Source organism: Pseudomonas spartinae (genome assembly GCF_965197125.1).
In the GTDB taxonomy this organism is placed as follows: domain Bacteria; phylum Pseudomonadota; class Gammaproteobacteria; order Pseudomonadales; family Pseudomonadaceae; genus Aquipseudomonas; species Aquipseudomonas composti_A.
Genome location: NZ_CBDAMB010000021.1, coordinates 22101 through 36658 on the forward strand (window position 1 = coordinate 22101; position 14558 = coordinate 36658).

The 14558-nt window shown below is 63.4% G+C and carries 12 protein-coding genes and 1 pseudogene; 5 read left to right on the forward strand and 8 right to left on the reverse strand.

Annotated elements, in window-relative coordinates:
- Window positions 1-8 precede the first annotated feature (8 nt).
- The 4 genes from lapD to ACN8M7_RS25550 all read right to left on the reverse strand — a co-directional run bounded on the left by lapD (window position 9) and on the right by ACN8M7_RS25550 (window position 3800).
- Window positions 9-1955, reverse strand: a complete 1947-nt coding sequence (gene lapD / locus ACN8M7_RS25535) for a cyclic di-GMP receptor LapD (protein WP_490262589.1) — start codon at window positions 1953-1955, stop codon at window positions 9-11.
- Between the two features lie 10 nt (window positions 1956-1965).
- Window positions 1966-2646: a cysteine protease LapG gene (gene lapG, locus ACN8M7_RS25540; protein ID WP_061239760.1), complete on the reverse strand. Its 681-nt coding sequence runs from the start codon at window positions 2644-2646 to the stop codon at window positions 1966-1968.
- A 155-nt stretch (window positions 2647-2801) separates the two neighbouring features.
- Window positions 2802-3200 (reverse strand): YbaN family protein, encoded by a 399-nt coding sequence (locus tag ACN8M7_RS25545; protein WP_061239757.1) that lies wholly within the window; start codon window positions 3198-3200, stop codon window positions 2802-2804.
- Between the two features lie 15 nt (window positions 3201-3215).
- Window positions 3216-3800: a UPF0149 family protein gene (locus tag ACN8M7_RS25550; protein ID WP_061239755.1), complete on the reverse strand. Its 585-nt coding sequence runs from the start codon at window positions 3798-3800 to the stop codon at window positions 3216-3218.
- 355 nt (window positions 3801-4155) lie between these two features.
- Here ACN8M7_RS25550 and recQ point away from each other — a divergent pair, with 355 nt between their 5' ends.
- The 4 genes from recQ to ACN8M7_RS25570 all read left to right on the forward strand — a co-directional run bounded on the left by recQ (window position 4156) and on the right by ACN8M7_RS25570 (window position 10475).
- Entirely contained in the window at window positions 4156-6288 is a 2133-nt protein-coding gene (gene recQ / locus ACN8M7_RS25555) for a DNA helicase RecQ (RefSeq protein WP_490262590.1), read from the forward strand.
- A 100-nt stretch (window positions 6289-6388) separates the two neighbouring features.
- Window positions 6389-7549 carry a GGDEF domain-containing protein gene (locus tag ACN8M7_RS25560; protein WP_490262591.1) on the forward strand — a complete coding sequence of 387 codons (1161 nt, stop codon included), beginning with the start codon at window positions 6389-6391 and terminating at the stop codon, window positions 7547-7549.
- Window positions 7550-7681: 132 nt separating this feature from the next.
- Entirely contained in the window at window positions 7682-8113 is a 432-nt protein-coding gene (locus ACN8M7_RS25565; RefSeq protein WP_061239745.1) for a MarR family transcriptional regulator, read from the forward strand.
- A 280-nt stretch (window positions 8114-8393) separates the two neighbouring features.
- On the forward strand, window positions 8394-10475 hold the full coding sequence (locus ACN8M7_RS25570; RefSeq protein WP_490262592.1) for a motility hub landmark protein FimV: 2082 nt from the start codon (window positions 8394-8396) through the stop codon (window positions 10473-10475).
- A gap of 54 nt (window positions 10476-10529) precedes the next feature.
- Here the strand turns inward: ACN8M7_RS25570 and ACN8M7_RS25575 are convergent, their stop codons facing one another.
- The gene (locus tag ACN8M7_RS25575) at window positions 10530-12716 is read right to left on the reverse strand and encodes a patatin-like phospholipase family protein (protein ID WP_490262593.1); all 2187 of its coding nucleotides are present in this window, start codon (window positions 12714-12716) and stop codon (window positions 10530-10532) included.
- Between the two features lie 71 nt (window positions 12717-12787).
- Between ACN8M7_RS25575 and ACN8M7_RS25580 the strand changes: the two genes are divergently transcribed.
- A complete protein-coding gene (locus ACN8M7_RS25580; RefSeq protein WP_490262594.1) occupies window positions 12788-13069 on the forward strand; it encodes an Rdx family protein in 282 nt (93 codons plus the stop codon).
- A 19-nt stretch (window positions 13070-13088) separates the two neighbouring features.
- Here ACN8M7_RS25580 and ACN8M7_RS25585 read toward each other — a convergent pair whose 3' ends face one another.
- From ACN8M7_RS25585 to ACN8M7_RS25595, 3 genes and pseudogenes are all read right to left on the reverse strand, one after another.
- Entirely contained in the window at window positions 13089-13940 is an 852-nt protein-coding gene (locus tag ACN8M7_RS25585) for a DMT family transporter (RefSeq protein ID WP_490262595.1), read from the reverse strand.
- Window positions 13937-14272, reverse strand: a complete 336-nt coding sequence (locus ACN8M7_RS25590) for a tRNA-binding protein (protein WP_490262596.1) — start codon at window positions 14270-14272, stop codon at window positions 13937-13939. The genes ACN8M7_RS25585 and ACN8M7_RS25590 overlap by 4 nt, the downstream gene beginning before the upstream one ends.
- 160 nt (window positions 14273-14432) lie before the next feature.
- Window positions 14433-14558: pseudogene (locus tag ACN8M7_RS25595) on the reverse strand (IS481 family transposase); the annotation flags it as partial.

A 14558-nucleotide genomic window follows, 5' to 3' on the forward strand; every position in this document is an offset into this window, starting at 1 on the left:
GCCGTTATCTAGCGATCACTCCAGGGCGTAGGGGCGCCGATCAGTCGGCCCATGGCCCCGTGGATGCCAAGCTCTGCCAGTACTGCGAGTTCTCCCTGCGTTTCCACCATCTCGGCGATCAATGGCAGGTCGATGCTGTTGGTTGCGCGATAGATGGCTTCGATGAACAGTCGCTTGTCGCTTTCCTGGTCGATGGCGCGGATGTAGGTGCCGTCGATCTTTAGATAGGCCAGGCCCAGGTGCGTCAGGTTGCCGATCAGGCTGAAGCGACCACCGAAGTGCTGCAGGCCCAGGTTGAAGCCAAGCTCCCGAATACTCTGACTCAAGTCTTCCAGCTCTGCTGGGGGCGGCAGATAGTGTTCGTCGATCTCCAGCGTCATCAGGTGTGCCAGCTCGGTATGACGCCCGAGGACTTCCAGCAGGCGCGCCTTGTCCTTGGCGTTACGTAGTGTGGCGGCAGACAGGCTCAGGGCCAACGGCCGAGGATGTCGCGCCAGTTGCTCCAGGCTGTGTTCGAGCATCGCCAGGTCGAAGCGCGCCGACCAGCCCAGGCGCTCGATCCAGGGCAGGAAGCGGCCGGCGGTGATGGCTTCACCTTGTGGGTCGAGCAGGCGTGCCAGCACCTTGTGTTGCATCACCGTGCCCCCGTCGCATTCGGCCACCGGCTGGAAATACAGTTGCAGCTTGCCCTGGTTCAGTGCGTCGTCGATCCAGCCACGCCAGTCGTGCAGGCCCTCATTGCTCTGGGCCGCGAAGTCGTCCAGGCGTGCCCAGCATTTGTCCGTATGGCTTTGCGCCTGGGCCAGGGCCTGGTCGGCCCGGCCGATGACGGCAGTGGCCTGCTCGCCGGGGCGAAAGGCGGCAATGCCCAGGTGCGCGACTGGCTCGCAATCACTGGCTCCGGTCTGTTTCAGGCTCTGCAGCGCATCGCTGATCTCGTTTGCCAGGTGGTCAGCATCGTCGCCGCTCAGTCCTGGGGCGAGCAGGGTGAATTCGCCGCCACGGTTGCGCGAGGCCAGCCACTTGCTGCGCCCCGGGCCGCCCAGCAGGTTGCGCAGTTGCTCGCCCAGTGCCTCGATCAGGGCGTCTGTGCGTTGCCCCCCCAGGCGCTGGTTGAGACCCGCGAGATCGTTGACACGCAGCAGCAGCAGATAGCCTTCTGCGTTCTGTTCGTTGACCAGCAATTGATTGCTCAGGCGAATGTCGAACTGGCGGCGGTTGGCCAGGCCGGTGAGGCTGTCCTGATAGGCCTCTGCACGCAATTTCTCGCTGCGCGCCGCTTCTTCGGCGAACAGCGTCTTCAGTTTGTCGACCATCTGATTCATGGCCAGTACCACGCGCTTGAGTTCCGGTGTGCGTGGCACGCGAGGCAGGGTGAGGAATTCGCGGCGGGTGATGGCCTGGGCCTGCTGCACCATGTTGTCGAGCGGGCGCAGTTGCGTGCGCAGCAGCCAGCCACCGAGCACCGCGCTGACCAGGCCACAGAGCAGCAGCCAGAGCAGGCTACCGATGGCACCGTCCCATAGCCTGGCCAGGGCGAATTGCGGGTGGCTGAGCACTTCGACCCGCGCAGCCTGTTCCCAGCCACGCATGATCAGTGCATCGCCACCTTCGGGCTCGAGGCTCACCAGGTCGACGAACCACTGTGGGACATTTTCCGCTCGCACCTCGGTGCGGCGTTCGACGAGGACCTTGTCGTCGGGAATGCTGACCACCCGGATGCTGGCGAAATAGCCGCTGTCGAAGATCGAGCTGACCATCAGCTCGAGCATGGCTGGGTCGTCCACGTGGGGCGTCATCGACAGGCCCAGCGCCGTAGCGGCGTCCTGGGCATGCGAGCGCAGCTGGCTGAGCAACTGCTCGCGAGAGGTCTCGACGCTGGCCACGAAACTGCCGGTAAAGGCGACGACCAGAAACAGGCAGATGGCGAGGAACAGTTGTTTCAATAGTGACATGTGTCTTCTCCTAGCCTTCGCCAACGGCGAAACCTTCGGCGTGCATTTTTTTCAGGATGTCCTGCCAGCGCGAGAGCTTCTTGGAGTCGCTCTTGCGGGCATTCGAACCCGGCAGATAGAGGCCTTCGGCGTTGAAGGCGTAGACCGGCAACAAGTCCTGGCGCTGCGAGGCGGGGCGAATGTCGTTGATCAGGTTGTCCAGCACCAACGGCTCGGCGCTGGGGCTGGAGTAATAGGTCAGCACCATGTGCGCCTGGTTGTAGTTCAGTGCCTTGACGTAGGTGATGCGCAGTTTCTCGCTGGGAATGCCGAGGCGGCGCAGGGTGAAGTACTTGGCGATGGAGTAGTCCTCGCAGTCGCCGGCACCCTTGACCAGCATTTCTACTGGCGTGGCCCAGTAGTCGTTCTCACGCCACAGCCGGGTATCGTCGACGAAGCGCACGGTGCGGTTGAAGAAGCGGTTGACCTCATTGAGCTTGTCGGTTTCGGCCAGCGCGCTGCTGGTCTTGATCAGCTCTTCCCAGTCGAGGATGCGTTTGCGCGCCGGACCGAGTTCGCCATAGCGGCTTTCGGCGTTCTTCAGAATGAGCGTGAAGTCCCAGTTGCCCAGCGCCAGGCCAGCCAGCAACAGGCCGCCGATCCAGAGGATCGACAGATGCCACCGCCCTCCCTGAATACGCCGCCGTCGCATGGGATCGTTGCCTCCAGACCTTGTTCGCAGAGTCTAGGCGAGGTGTCGGCTTTTTGCCGGGCGTAGCGCTGCAGTGGAGGGCGCTGTCAAAAGGTTGTCGAAGCGCCTGTCACGGGCGGCCGTGTGCAAGCCGGAGGCAGCCACTTACGCGGGCCTCAGGGATTGGGCAACGTCTTCTGGCGCAGGATGTAGATGCTGACCAGGACGGCGCTGGTCAGCATGAAGGTGCGAGCCCAGAACATGGGCACCAGGTAGCAGGAGAAGGCGATGCTCGCCCACATCAGGCTCAGGGCATAGACCTTGGCTTTGCGCGGAATGCCCTGGCCATCCAGGTAGTCACGAATCCATGGGCCAAGCTGTGGATGCATCACCAGCCACAAATAGAAACGCCGCGAGCTCCTGACGAAACAGGCGGCGGCCAGCAGCAGGAAAGGGGTGGTCGGCAGTACCGGCAGGAAGATGCCGATCACGCCCAGCGCGACGCTCAGCCAGCCGAGAGCCAGCAGCGCATAACGTACGCTGCGATGACGGCTCTCGCGGATTTCGTGGGGCATGAGCGAATGGCTGGGTCAGTGGCGCGGCTTGAGCAGGGCGGGCTTTTCTTCCGGAGCCTGGCAGAGCAGGAAGAGGGCGGTGAGCAGCTCGGGAATCTGCTCGATCATGCTGTCGACCAGATCGTGGTCGCGGGCGATTTCGGCGAATTCCTGCTGCTCGTCGAACAGGCCGGAGCCGACCATGATCGGCAGCAGCAGCTCGCTGACTTCGTCTTCGGCGTCTTCGAACCACACCGCCTCGCGCAGGAACACGCCTTCCATGAAACCGATGCACCAGCCGCGCAGGTCGGAGTCGTCCGGCTCTTCACCAAGGTCCAGGTCGCAGGGCAGTTCAGGCTCTTCTTCGCCTGCCAGCTGTCGGGAGATATGGGCCTTCAGGTGGACCAGCGTGTTCTCGATCTCTTCGCGTTCGGCGTCGCTACGGTAGTGCGGCGGCTCGGCGAACAGTGCATCGATCCACTCACGCTCCGGTACTTGAACCGGGCAGATGGCCAGGGCGGTCAGGTAGCCATGGGCGGCCACGTAGTCCAACGCCTCTTCGTGCAGCTCATCGGCATCGAGAAAGGCTTGCAGGCGGGACAGTTGCTCAGCGAAGGACATCGTGGGGTTACCTTGAGGCTTAGGGATAAACGAGGGTGGATTCTAGTCCACCACTGCCCCTGCGGCCAGCGCGGCGCGCGCTCAAGGCTGCGATTGGGCGGCTTCGGGGCGCCCTGAGAAGCTGGGCGCAGCAGCCAGCGCGCCAAGGCAAGAGATAATGCGCAGCTTGCGAGTCATGAATCGGCCTCCGATGCGCTTCGCTCACCCCCTTGGAGGCCGCGCCAGGGCGGTTCAGCCTTGTGCTGCGCACTCGCTTCAACACCGTGACCGGTCGTTAGAGCTGCCCTTTGGACGGGTAGGTGCCCTGTCGTCGTTCATCCTGCGGCATAATGCGCGGCTCGATTTGGAGGCCTTCATGCTCGACCACGCCCAGCGCATTCTCAAAGACGTTTTCGGCTACGACGCCTTTCGCGGCAACCAGGCCGCGATCATCGAGCGTGTCGCGGCAGGCGGCGACGCGCTGGTGCTCATGCCTACCGGCGGCGGCAAGTCCCTGTGCTTTCAGGTGCCGGCGCTGATGCGTGAGGGCCTGGCGGTGGTGGTTTCGCCGCTGATCGCGCTGATGGACGACCAGGTAGCGACCCTCGACGAACTGGGGGTGGCGGCTGTTGCGTTGAACTCCACACTGAGCGCCGACGAGCAGCGCGAGATTGCCGAGCGCATCCGTCGTGGGCAGATCAAGATGCTCTACCTGGCGCCCGAGCGCCTGGTGCAGCCACGCATGCTGAGCTTCCTGCAGGGCCTGGACATTGCCCTGTTCGCCATCGACGAGGCGCACTGCGTGTCGCAGTGGGGGCACGACTTCCGTCCGGAATACCTGCAGCTCGGTCAGCTGGCCGAACTGTTTCCCGCGGTGCCACGTATCGCCCTGACCGCCACGGCGGACAAGCGCACCCGCGAGGAGATCGTCCAGCGCCTGCACCTCGACAATGCTGAGCGCTTTCTGTCGAGTTTCGACCGCCCGAACATCTTCTATCGCATCCAGCCCAAGGATCAGCCGCGCAAGCAACTGCTCGGCTTTCTCGCCGCGCGCAAGGGCGATGCCGGCATCGTCTATTGCCTGTCGCGCAAGAAGGTCGAGGAGGTCGCCGACTTCCTCAGCAGTCAGGGTTTCCCGGCCCTGCCTTATCACGCTGGCCTGCCCAACGAACTGCGTGCCTATCACCAGAAGCGCTTTCTCAACGAGGAAGGCCTGATCATGGTGGCGACCATCGCCTTCGGCATGGGTATCGACAAACCCAACGTGCGCTTCGTCTGCCACCTGGATCTGCCCAAGTCGCTGGAGGCCTACTACCAGGAAACCGGGCGCGCCGGTCGTGACGGCTTGCCGGCCGATGCCTGGATGGCCTACGGCCTGCAAGACGTGATCTTCCTCAAGCAGATGCTCAACAACTCCGAAGGCGATGAGCGCCACAAACGCATCGAGCAGCACAAGCTCGACGCCATGCTCGCCCTCTGCGAAGAAACCCGCTGCCGTCGCCAGGCGCTGCTGGCCTATTTCGACGAGGAGCTGCCCCAGCCTTGCGGGCATTGCGACAACTGCATCGATGGCGTCGAGACCTGGGATGCCACCGAGCCGGCGCGCCAGGCGCTGTCGGCTGTCTATCGCAGTGGCCAGCGTTACGGCGTCGGCCATCTGGTGGACATTCTGCTGGGACGTGACAACGAGAAGATCCGTGCGTCCGGCCACCAGCACCTGGCGGTGTTCGGCGTGGGCAAGGGGTTTTCCGAGGTCGAGTGGCGCACGCTGTTCCGCCAGTTGGTCGCTCGCGGCCTGGCCGATGTTGACCTGGAGGGGTTCGGTGGCCTGCGCCTGGACGAGAGCTGCAGGCCCTTGCTGCGTGGTGAAGTCAGCCTGCAACTGCGCCGTGAACCGAAACCGGCGCAGGCGGCCAAGGCCTCCAGTAGCGCGGCCAGCCAGTTGGTTCGTGGCCATGAGCGGGAGATGTGGGAAGCGCTGCGCAGCCTGCGTCGCAAACTCGCCGAGGAGCACAGCGTGCCGCCTTATGTGATCTTCCCCGACGCCACGCTGCTGGAGATGCTGCGCAGCCAGCCCGGCTCGCTGAGCGAGATGGCCGAGGTCAGTGGTGTTGGTGCGCGCAAGCTGGAGCGTTATGGCCAGGCTTTCCTGGAAGTGCTCAATGGCAGCGCCAGCAACGAGGCGCCGGCGCCGGTGGCCGATTTGCGCCACGAACTGGTCAGCCTGGCCCGCGCCGGGATGACGCCGGCACAGATCGCCGGGCAACTAGGTTGTAGCGAGAAGAACGTCTACAGCCTGTTGGCCGAGGCAATTTCCCTGCAGCAATTGACGCTGGAGCAGGCGCTGGATCTGCCGGAGGCGCTGCTGGGCGAGATTCAGGAAGCCTTCCTCGATGGCGAGGGCGAGCTGCCGGCGGTCAGTGAAGTCGCGCCACTGTTCGCCGGGCGCGTCGAAGAGAGCGTGCTTTACTGCGTACGTGCAGCGCTGCAGGCCGAGTTTGAAATATAGGCCCGGCAGGCCGTATGCAGGCCGTTGGCCGGCATGATTCTGGCGGCAACTCGCTGACGCAGCTAAGGTGTGTGGCAGATCGCCATTGAACGAGGTTACGGTGCCTAACCATCACGCTTGGCTCGATGAGGTTCGTCCGAGTCCTTACGCCGACCAGTTGAGCTTGGGTTTTCGCAGGCTGCGTTTTTCCCAGGCACTGGAGCGTGAGTACCGTGCCCATATGCTGGAGGACAGTTTCGACCTCAAGCGCATCGCGCTGAGTGTCGCGACGGTCATCTGGCTGGCCTTGGCTGCGCTCGACATGCTGGTGGTGCCGGCGTCGCACCTGGGCTGGGTCATTGCAATACGCGCACTGGTGTTGCTCACCTTGCTGGTATGCGCGGCGCTGATCCTGCAGCGCCGGCACACTCATCTGCTGTTGCCGCTGAGCATGGCTTGCATCCTTGTGTTGGGGGTGGGGGCTGCGTTGATCGTCGGCATCGCTCATCGCGTTGCCCCCGGCTATCCCTACGAAGGCCTGCTGCTGGTGAGCATGGCCGCCTACTTTCTGGTAGGCCTGCGCCTGAGCCAGGCCCTGGCTTGTTCGCTGGTGATCCTGCTGGCGTATGTCGCAGCGGAATGGTTAGCCGGTCTGCCCTTGCCGAGGCTGATCAACAACGTGTTGTTTCTCGGGTTCGGCAACCTGATCGGTGCGGTCGGCTGTTACCTGCTGGAGTACAAGTCGCGCGAGCATTTCCTGGTCAGCAGGCTGATGCGCCTGCTGGCCTACCACGACAGCCTCACCGGGCTGCACAACCGCCGCAGTTTCAATCGACAGTTCGAGCGTTTGTGGCGGCAGGCGCAGCGTGACGGCAAGTCACTGGCGTTGCTGTTATGCGATATCGATCACTTCAAGGCGTACAACGACTGTTACGGACACCAGGCCGGTGACGTCGCCTTGCAGCGTGTCGGGGCGCTGATCGAACAGTCTGCGCGGCGGCCGCTGGACATCGGGGTACGCCTCGGTGGTGAAGAGTTCGCGTTGCTGCTGTTCGACATCGGCGCCGATGAGGCCAAACAACGTGCCGAAGTGTTGCGCCAGTCCTTGGAGCAGGCCGCTATCGCCCATCGCGGCTCCGACAGTGCAGCGGTGCTGACCATGTCGATCGGTGTGGCCTGGCTGAGCCCTGACGGCCAGCCCGAATTGAACCTGCTCTATGAGCAGGCTGACCGGGCGCTGTACGAGGCCAAAGCCTTTGGCCGCAACAAGGTGGCAGCCTGACGAGCAGGAGCGCCGCGGGCAGCCAGTCGCATTCTGCAACGCTCACGACGCAATCTGCGCTTGCCCTATGCACCGGGTTATGGCTAGCTGGCTAATAATTAGTTTTTGACCTTTATATGAGCCCGCTTGCCCATGTCTTACCCCGATCAACATCGTTTTGCCATGCAGGTTGCCCAGCTTTCGCGCGCCTGGCGTTCTGAACTCGACCGACGCCTGGTTGGCCTTGGCCTGTCTCAGGCTCGCTGGCTGGTGCTGCTGCACCTGGCGCGCTTCACTGAAATGCCGACCCAGCGCGAACTGGCGCAGAGCGTCGGGGTAGAGGGGCCGACCCTGGCGCGTCTGCTCGACAGTCTGGAAGGTCAGGAGCTGGTGATCCGCGTGGCGGTGCCAGAAGATCGTCGCGCCAAGAAGATCGCGCTACAGCCCAAGGCGCAGCCGCTGATCGAAAAGATCGAGGCCATTTCCACCCAGCTTCGCCATGAGGTCTTCGCCGGTATCGACGAGGATGACCTGCGCCGCTGCCAGCAGGTTCATGCGCGAGTGCTCGGCAATCTGATGAAGTAAATCCATCGTCGCGGTCAAAATTCAGGTGATCTTTTGATCAGGGGCATTTTGTGCCCAACTTTTGACTGATCGAGCTTGATGGCATCGTGCTTTGGTCGGCAAACTGGCGTCCAATCCGCTACTTTGTGAATTAGTAGCCATAATGCAATCGAAGGCGGCCTCGACAAGGAGCTTGTCACCCGTTCTCGGAAATTATCAAGGGCGCCAGCCTCCCGGCCAAGGGAAGCTCAGACAGGAAGTCGAGGAGGTGGCGTTCGAGCCGGATAACCCTGGAGGTCACATGGCTCGGGTGCGTCAGTTAATGTTGGGTTTGGCGTCGGGCTCCGCTCTCTATTCGGGAATGGCTCCGGCGCTCGGTCTGGGCGAGATCACGTTGCATTCGGCGTTGAATCAGCCCTTCGAGGCCGAGATCGAGTTGCTTGAGGTGGGGGATCTGGGTGCGCAGGAACTGCGTGTTGGCCTGGCGCCTGCCGAGGTATTCAACCGCTCGGGTGTCGAGCGTTTCTACTTTCTCAATGACCTGCGCTTTACCCCGCTGTTGCGAGGTTCGCGCAGTGTGATTCGTGTGGTCTCCAGCCGCCCGGTGCGTGAGCCGTATCTGAACTTCATCGTCGAAGTGGCGCGTCCCAACGGCCAACTGCTGCGTGAATACACGGTCCTGCTCGATCCGCCTGGCTCGTCGGCTTACACCTCAGTGGCTGCGCCGAGTGCCGCGCCTGTCACGCAAGCGGCTCCGCGCACCCAGGCTGCGGTTTCGTCGGTCAGAGCGGTTACCCCGCCGAGCGCTTCGGCAGGGCATCGTCATCCGGTCGTGCGTGGCGATAGCCTTTGGTCCATTGCCGCGAGTTTGCGCGAGCAGGGCAGCACGCTGTCTCAGCAGGCATTGATGGAGGGCATTCTGGCCCTCAACCCCAGCGCCTTTGCCGGGGGCGATCCAGGTCGCCTGCTGGCCGGTGCCGACCTTTTGCTGCCAGACGCCGCTCTTGCGAGTACAGCCCAGCCCGCTGTTGCTGCTGCGGTCGATGCCGAAGTTGCACCTGTCACCGCGCAAGGCAGTGTCGAAGGGCCTGTGAGCGCGCCGCTTGCCGCAGTGGAACCGGCGCCGCTACAAGGTGACAGTCTGGAGCTGCTGGCCGAGAAGCAGCGTCAGGTCGATCTGGAACTGGCCAATCAGGCTGCGGAGAACCTGCAACTGCAACAAGGGCTGGCGCAGCTGCAACTGCAGCTGCAGCAGTTGCAGGAGCAACTGGCGCAGAAGGACGCTCAGTTGGCTGAGCTGGCTGCGCGTACCCCGGTCGAGCCGGTTGCTGCGGCGCCGGTAAGCATTGACCAGCCTGTCGCCGAGCGAGGCTGGTGGTCGACGCTGCTGGCCGGTGGCATCGGACTCTTGCTGTTGCTCGGCGCGCTGTTCTGGGCGGTGCGGCGGCGGAGTCAGAAGACCGAGCCCGTGGTGCAGGTTGAGCCCAAGGCTCAGCCGCCACAGCCGTCGACTCGTCCTCAACTGGCGGCGGTCGCCGCCTCCGTTCCCCCCGCGCCTGTTCCCAAGGTCGTGCCGGCTTCAGCCCCGGTGCGCCCACAAGGTCCGGTCGATCCACTCGAGGCCGCCAACGTCTATATCGCCTACGGCCGTCTCAGCGAGGCGCGCGGTGAGCTGAACAAGGCGCTGGCCCAGGATCCGCAGCGCAGTGATCTGCGTTTCCGTCTGCTGGAAGTGCTGGCAATGCTCGGCGATGGCACTGGTTTCGCTCGTGAGGAGGCGGTGCTGCGTGCGGAGGCCTTCGATGGCGCGCGCATCGATGCGCTGAAAGCGCGTCATCCAGGGCTGCTCACCCAGCAGGCGTCGAGCGAGTCTGTCGCGCCGCAGCCTGCAGTGGCAGAACCGCTGGCCGATCAGGATTTCCAGCTCAATCTCGACGACCTGTCACTGGACGCTGACTGGGATCTGGTCAGCCCGTTCCCGACAGCCATCAAGGCCAAACCCAAGGCGGCTGCTGAACCAGAGTTCGATGCGTCGTTCGCCAGCAACCTGCAGGAGTTGCCGGAGGTGTTCGAACTGCATCATGAAGATGAGCAATTGAGCGCTTTTGGCGAGATGGAAATGGTGCTCAGTGACGAGACGCATGAGCTCGATGACAACTTCCTCGACGCGTTCGCCGGGGATGCCGATGCCACTGCGGCGCTGCAGGGTGATCTCGATCAACTGGCGACTGACCCCGAGCACATGACCAAGCTGAATCAGGCCCTGGCCTATATCCGGCAGGGCGACATTCCCACCGCTTGCGACATCCTCAACGAAGTGATCGACCACGGCGATGACGAGCAGAGAAAGGCTGCCCGTCAGTTGCTGGCAGAGATCGCCTGAGCGGCGTTTACCGCTGTAGCCGAGCAGGCCGCGCACATGCGCGGCCTGCTCGTTTCAGAAGCTCTTGCCCAGGTTCAGATACAGCGCTTTCTCTCGCTGGTCGTTGAAGCCGTAGCTGAAATTCAGCGGGCCGAGCGGGGTATCCAGGCCGAGGAAGATGCTCGCGGCATTGATATAGCCACTGTCGAAGGCGTTGTCGTTGTTCCAGGCACGGCCGCGCTCCAGCGACAGGCCCATATACAGCGGAAAGTTCAGCGGCAACATCGAGTTCTGCGTCAGGCGCCGGTAATAGATCATCCGCGCCAGCGCCATGTTCTGACCGCTCACCGAGTCCTGACGAAAGCCCGATAGCTCCTGGGCGCCACCGAGAATGAAGCCGGAGGTGACCACCTCCGTTTCATCCAGGGTGCGTCCATAGCGACCGCCGAACAGCCAGGTGTTGGGGCCATGGCTGTAGGCCTTGTCCAGTTTCAGCTGCCACTGACGATAATCGTCGTCCGAGCCCAAGCCGCGGTCATACTTGCGCAGCATCAGGCCGATGTCCTCACCGGTACGCGGGAAGTCGAGGTTGTCCAGGGTGTCGAAGGAGTACAGCAGCTCGTAATAGCCCTCGCTGAAGCTGAAGCTGGGCAGATCGCGTTCGCCAACCCGTACGTTCGCTTCGCCCCAGGCCTGGCCGACGCCGAAGCGGATCTCCCCGTTGTTGGCGATCTGCCGGCCCAGGTTGAGGCCGTAGCCGTAGCGTTCCAGACGGTATTCGGCGATGGGATCGTTGTCCAGAATCGCTTCGACGTTCTGCGCTTCGCCGACCAGGTAGGGCGCGACGAAGTAGCGCGAGCCGGCGTCCAGCGGTTGGTAGAACTCGCTGTAGAGTTCCTGGCGATCGCCCAGTTGCAGGCGGGTCAGCCATTCGGCGCCCAGTTCGTTGATGCCGTTGATGCGGTAACTGGCGCCGATATTGAAGGCGCTGTCGCCGCGCATGTCGTCGGACAGGTTGAGCCCCAGGCGCAGGTAGTCGGTACCGGTGCGTTTGCCGCGCGCGTCGATCACCAGCGCGCTGCCACGCTGATCCAGCGGCTCCACGCGATACTGCACGCGCTCGAAGTAATCCAGACCGTACAGCGTGCCCATGTCCTTCTGCAGGCGATCGACATCCAGCGGTTCGCCCAGGGGTTGGCGAATATGGCGGCGAATCACCGCGTCACCGACCTTGGAGTCGTTCTCCACGTGGATTTCACGTATCACCGGTGTGCGCTGTTCACGCGAGCGGGCCATGGCCAGGGCCGGGTTGCCGGCACTGGTGGTTCGCAGGCGGGCCAGATGTTCGGCCTGAATCTGCGTGGCACGGTAGCCAGCATCCATCATCTGCCCGCCACGGTTGAAATCGGCAACGCCGAAGCCTGCCAATGACGGCTGGATCAGCACGTCGTTGGCGGTCAGCGTCGCCAGCTGCGCTTCGGAGTTCTTGCGCATCATCAGGTTGATCGACTGGTTCATCACGTCGACCACGGTCAGCAGATCCTTGGCCGGTTTCAGCGGCATGCCGAGGTCGACGACGATGACGTGGTCGACGCCCATCTGCCGTGCCACATCGATCGGCACGTTGTTGAGCATGCCGCCATCGACCAGCAGACGGCCGTCGACCTCCACCGGGGCGAACACTGCCGGGATCGACATGCTGGCGCGCATCACCTGGGGCAGGTGGCCGGTGCGCATGATTACCTGTTCTCCGCTGACCACGTCGGTGGCCACGGCGCGATACGGAATCGGCAGATGATCGAAGTCGCGGGTGGCGCTGCGGTGCACCAGCAGGCTTTCCAGCAGCAGCGCCAGGTTCTGCCCCTGGATCACTCCCAGTGGCAGGCCCAGGCTGCCATCGTCACGGAAGCTGAGTTTCTGCTTGATCAGAAAATCGCGGTCGTCCTGCTTGCGGCGAAAGGGGATGTCCTCGCGTGGCGGTGAATCCGACAGCGCCTGCTGCCAGTCCAGTTCCAGCGCCAGATGCTCCAGCTCCGCCACCGAATAACCTGCGGCGTAGAGCCCACCGACGATAGCGCCCATGCTGGTGCCGGCGATGGCGTCGATACGGATGCCTTGTTCCTCCAGCGCCTTGAGCACACCAATATGCGCCAGGCCACGGGCGGCGCCCCCCGAGAGCACCAGGCCAACGCGGTCGGCGGCGATCACGGGCAGACTGGAAAGGGCGAGCAGACAGATCAGCGAAAGGAGCAGGCGACGCATGGCAGTTTCCGGCAGGCACAGAGACAAAGGCCGTTATTATAGGCACCAAGCCCCATCCTAGAGCCGCTGTCATGTCCGATCAGAAGCCTGAAATCGTCATCACCTATTGCACCCAGTGCCAGTGGCTGCTGCGTGCCGCCTGGCTGGCCCAGGAACTGCTCAGCACCTTTGCCGATGAATTAGGACGCGTCAGCCTGGAACCGGGCACCGGTGGGGTGTTCCGCATCCTCTGCGATGGCCAGCAACTGTGGGAGCGCAAGGCCGACGGTGGCTTCCCCGAGGCCAAGGTGATCAAGCAGCGGGTGCGCGACCAGATCGATCCGGATCGCGATCTGGGCCATAACGACCGCTAGGGTGTGCGCAGCGCTGGTTTCAGCGCGCCATTCGTGCTGAAACGAAGATGGCGCTGACGATCAACAAGCCACCGGCCAGCATGCGCAGCGTCGGCTGTTCACTGAACAGCCACCAGGCGAACAGAATCCCGTAGACCGGCTCCAGCGCGAAAATCACCGCCGTGGTGCGCGCCTTGAGCACGCGCAGGCTGGCAACGAACAGGCTGTGGGCCAGCCCCGTGCAAAAGATGCCGAGCATCGCCAGCCACAGCCAGTCGAGGGTGCGCAGGCCGGGGAGTTGGGGCCAGGCCAGCGGCAGGAAGCAGAGCATGACCGTGAGGTTCTGGTACAGCGCGGCCTTTATCGGGTCGAGGCCGCGTGTGCTGGCACGGTTGAGCAGCGACAGCAGGGCGAACAGAAACCCCGACAGCACGGCCCACAGCAGCCCGACGGTGGCGCCGCTGTCGAGGCTGAATTCGGGCGTGACCAGGATCAGCCCGACGCACACCACGCCGACCATGGCGAACTCGCTGGGGCGGGTGCGCTCGCGAAACAGCAGGCCCTCCAGCAATACGGTGAACGCCGGGAAGCTGGCGAAACCCAGGGTGGCGATGGCCACGCCGGAAACCTTCACCGACTCGAAGAAGGTGATCCAGTGGGTGCCCAGCAGCAGGCCTCCAAGTGCCAGCAAAGCCATTTGTCGCAGGTTTGGGCGAACCGCGTGACGGCTGCGCCAGAGCAGCGCGGCCAGGCTCAGGGCCGTTACCGCGAAAAAGGCGCGGCCGCCGGCAATCATGTTCGGCGTGGTGGCCGCCAGTTTGCCGAAAATGCCTGAAAGGCCGAATAGCAGGGCGCCCAGATGAATCGTCAGCAGGGCATTACGTTGGGTCATGCCAGGCGCGCACCGTTGGGCAATGGTTTATCGAAGCCGGCCAGGACGACACAGTTTTCATTGTCATAGACGCCGGTCACCAGCACCTCCGAGCGCACCCCGGCGATACGCTTGGGGGCGAAGTTGCACACGCACAGCACCTGACGACCCAGCAGCTCTGCGCAGTCATAGTGGGCGGTGACCTGGGCGCTGGAGGTCTTGATGCCCAGTTCACCGAGATCCACCTCCAGGACGAACGCTGGCTTCACGGCTTTTTCATTGGGACGAGCGCTGCGAATGGTGCCGACGCGCAGCTCCACTTTCTCGAAGTCCTGCCATTCGATGGTTTGCATGGGGTTCTCCCTCTCGATGATGCCGCGCAGTCTAGGTGGCGCAGGTTGCCGCTGTCTGTCGCGGGAATGAGGGGTTTTGTCGCCAGACTCTCGGCGCCCAAGGATCTGGCCGGGGCCCCGGATCGATCTGACGGCGGATGCAGGGGGATCGATGAGATCGCTAGCTGTGTAAACCCAGTACGTTGTTCAGTGGAAGCGGCGCTCTGCTGATCGGGGGCAGGTATCCGAGGCTGGCGTGCAGTCGGTGCCAGTTGTAGTGATGCAGCCAGGGCAGCAGGTGCGCTGC

Bases quoted from the DNA above. Each gene is read 5' to 3' on its own strand.
- lapD (WP_490262589.1), bottom strand. From the start codon at position 1,955: ATGTCACTATTGAAACAACTGTTCCTCGCCATCTGCCTGTTTCTGGTC.
- lapG (WP_061239760.1), bottom strand. From the start codon at position 2,646: ATGCGACGGCGGCGTATTCAGGGAGGGCGGTGGCATCTGTCGATCCTC.
- ACN8M7_RS25545 (WP_061239757.1), bottom strand. From the start codon at position 3,200: ATGCCCCACGAAATCCGCGAGAGCCGTCATCGCAGCGTACGTTATGCG.
- ACN8M7_RS25550 (WP_061239755.1), bottom strand. From the start codon at position 3,800: ATGTCCTTCGCTGAGCAACTGTCCCGCCTGCAAGCCTTTCTCGATGCC.
- recQ (WP_490262590.1), top strand. From the start codon at position 4,156: ATGCTCGACCACGCCCAGCGCATTCTCAAAGACGTTTTCGGCTACGAC.
- ACN8M7_RS25565 (WP_061239745.1), top strand. From the start codon at position 7,682: ATGTCTTACCCCGATCAACATCGTTTTGCCATGCAGGTTGCCCAGCTT.
- ACN8M7_RS25570 (WP_490262592.1), top strand. From the start codon at position 8,394: ATGGCTCGGGTGCGTCAGTTAATGTTGGGTTTGGCGTCGGGCTCCGCT.
- ACN8M7_RS25575 (WP_490262593.1), bottom strand. From the start codon at position 12,716: ATGCGTCGCCTGCTCCTTTCGCTGATCTGTCTGCTCGCCCTTTCCAGT.
- ACN8M7_RS25580 (WP_490262594.1), top strand. From the start codon at position 12,788: ATGTCCGATCAGAAGCCTGAAATCGTCATCACCTATTGCACCCAGTGC.
- ACN8M7_RS25585 (WP_490262595.1), bottom strand. From the start codon at position 13,940: ATGACCCAACGTAATGCCCTGCTGACGATTCATCTGGGCGCCCTGCTA.
- ACN8M7_RS25590 (WP_490262596.1), bottom strand. From the start codon at position 14,272: ATGCAAACCATCGAATGGCAGGACTTCGAGAAAGTGGAGCTGCGCGTC.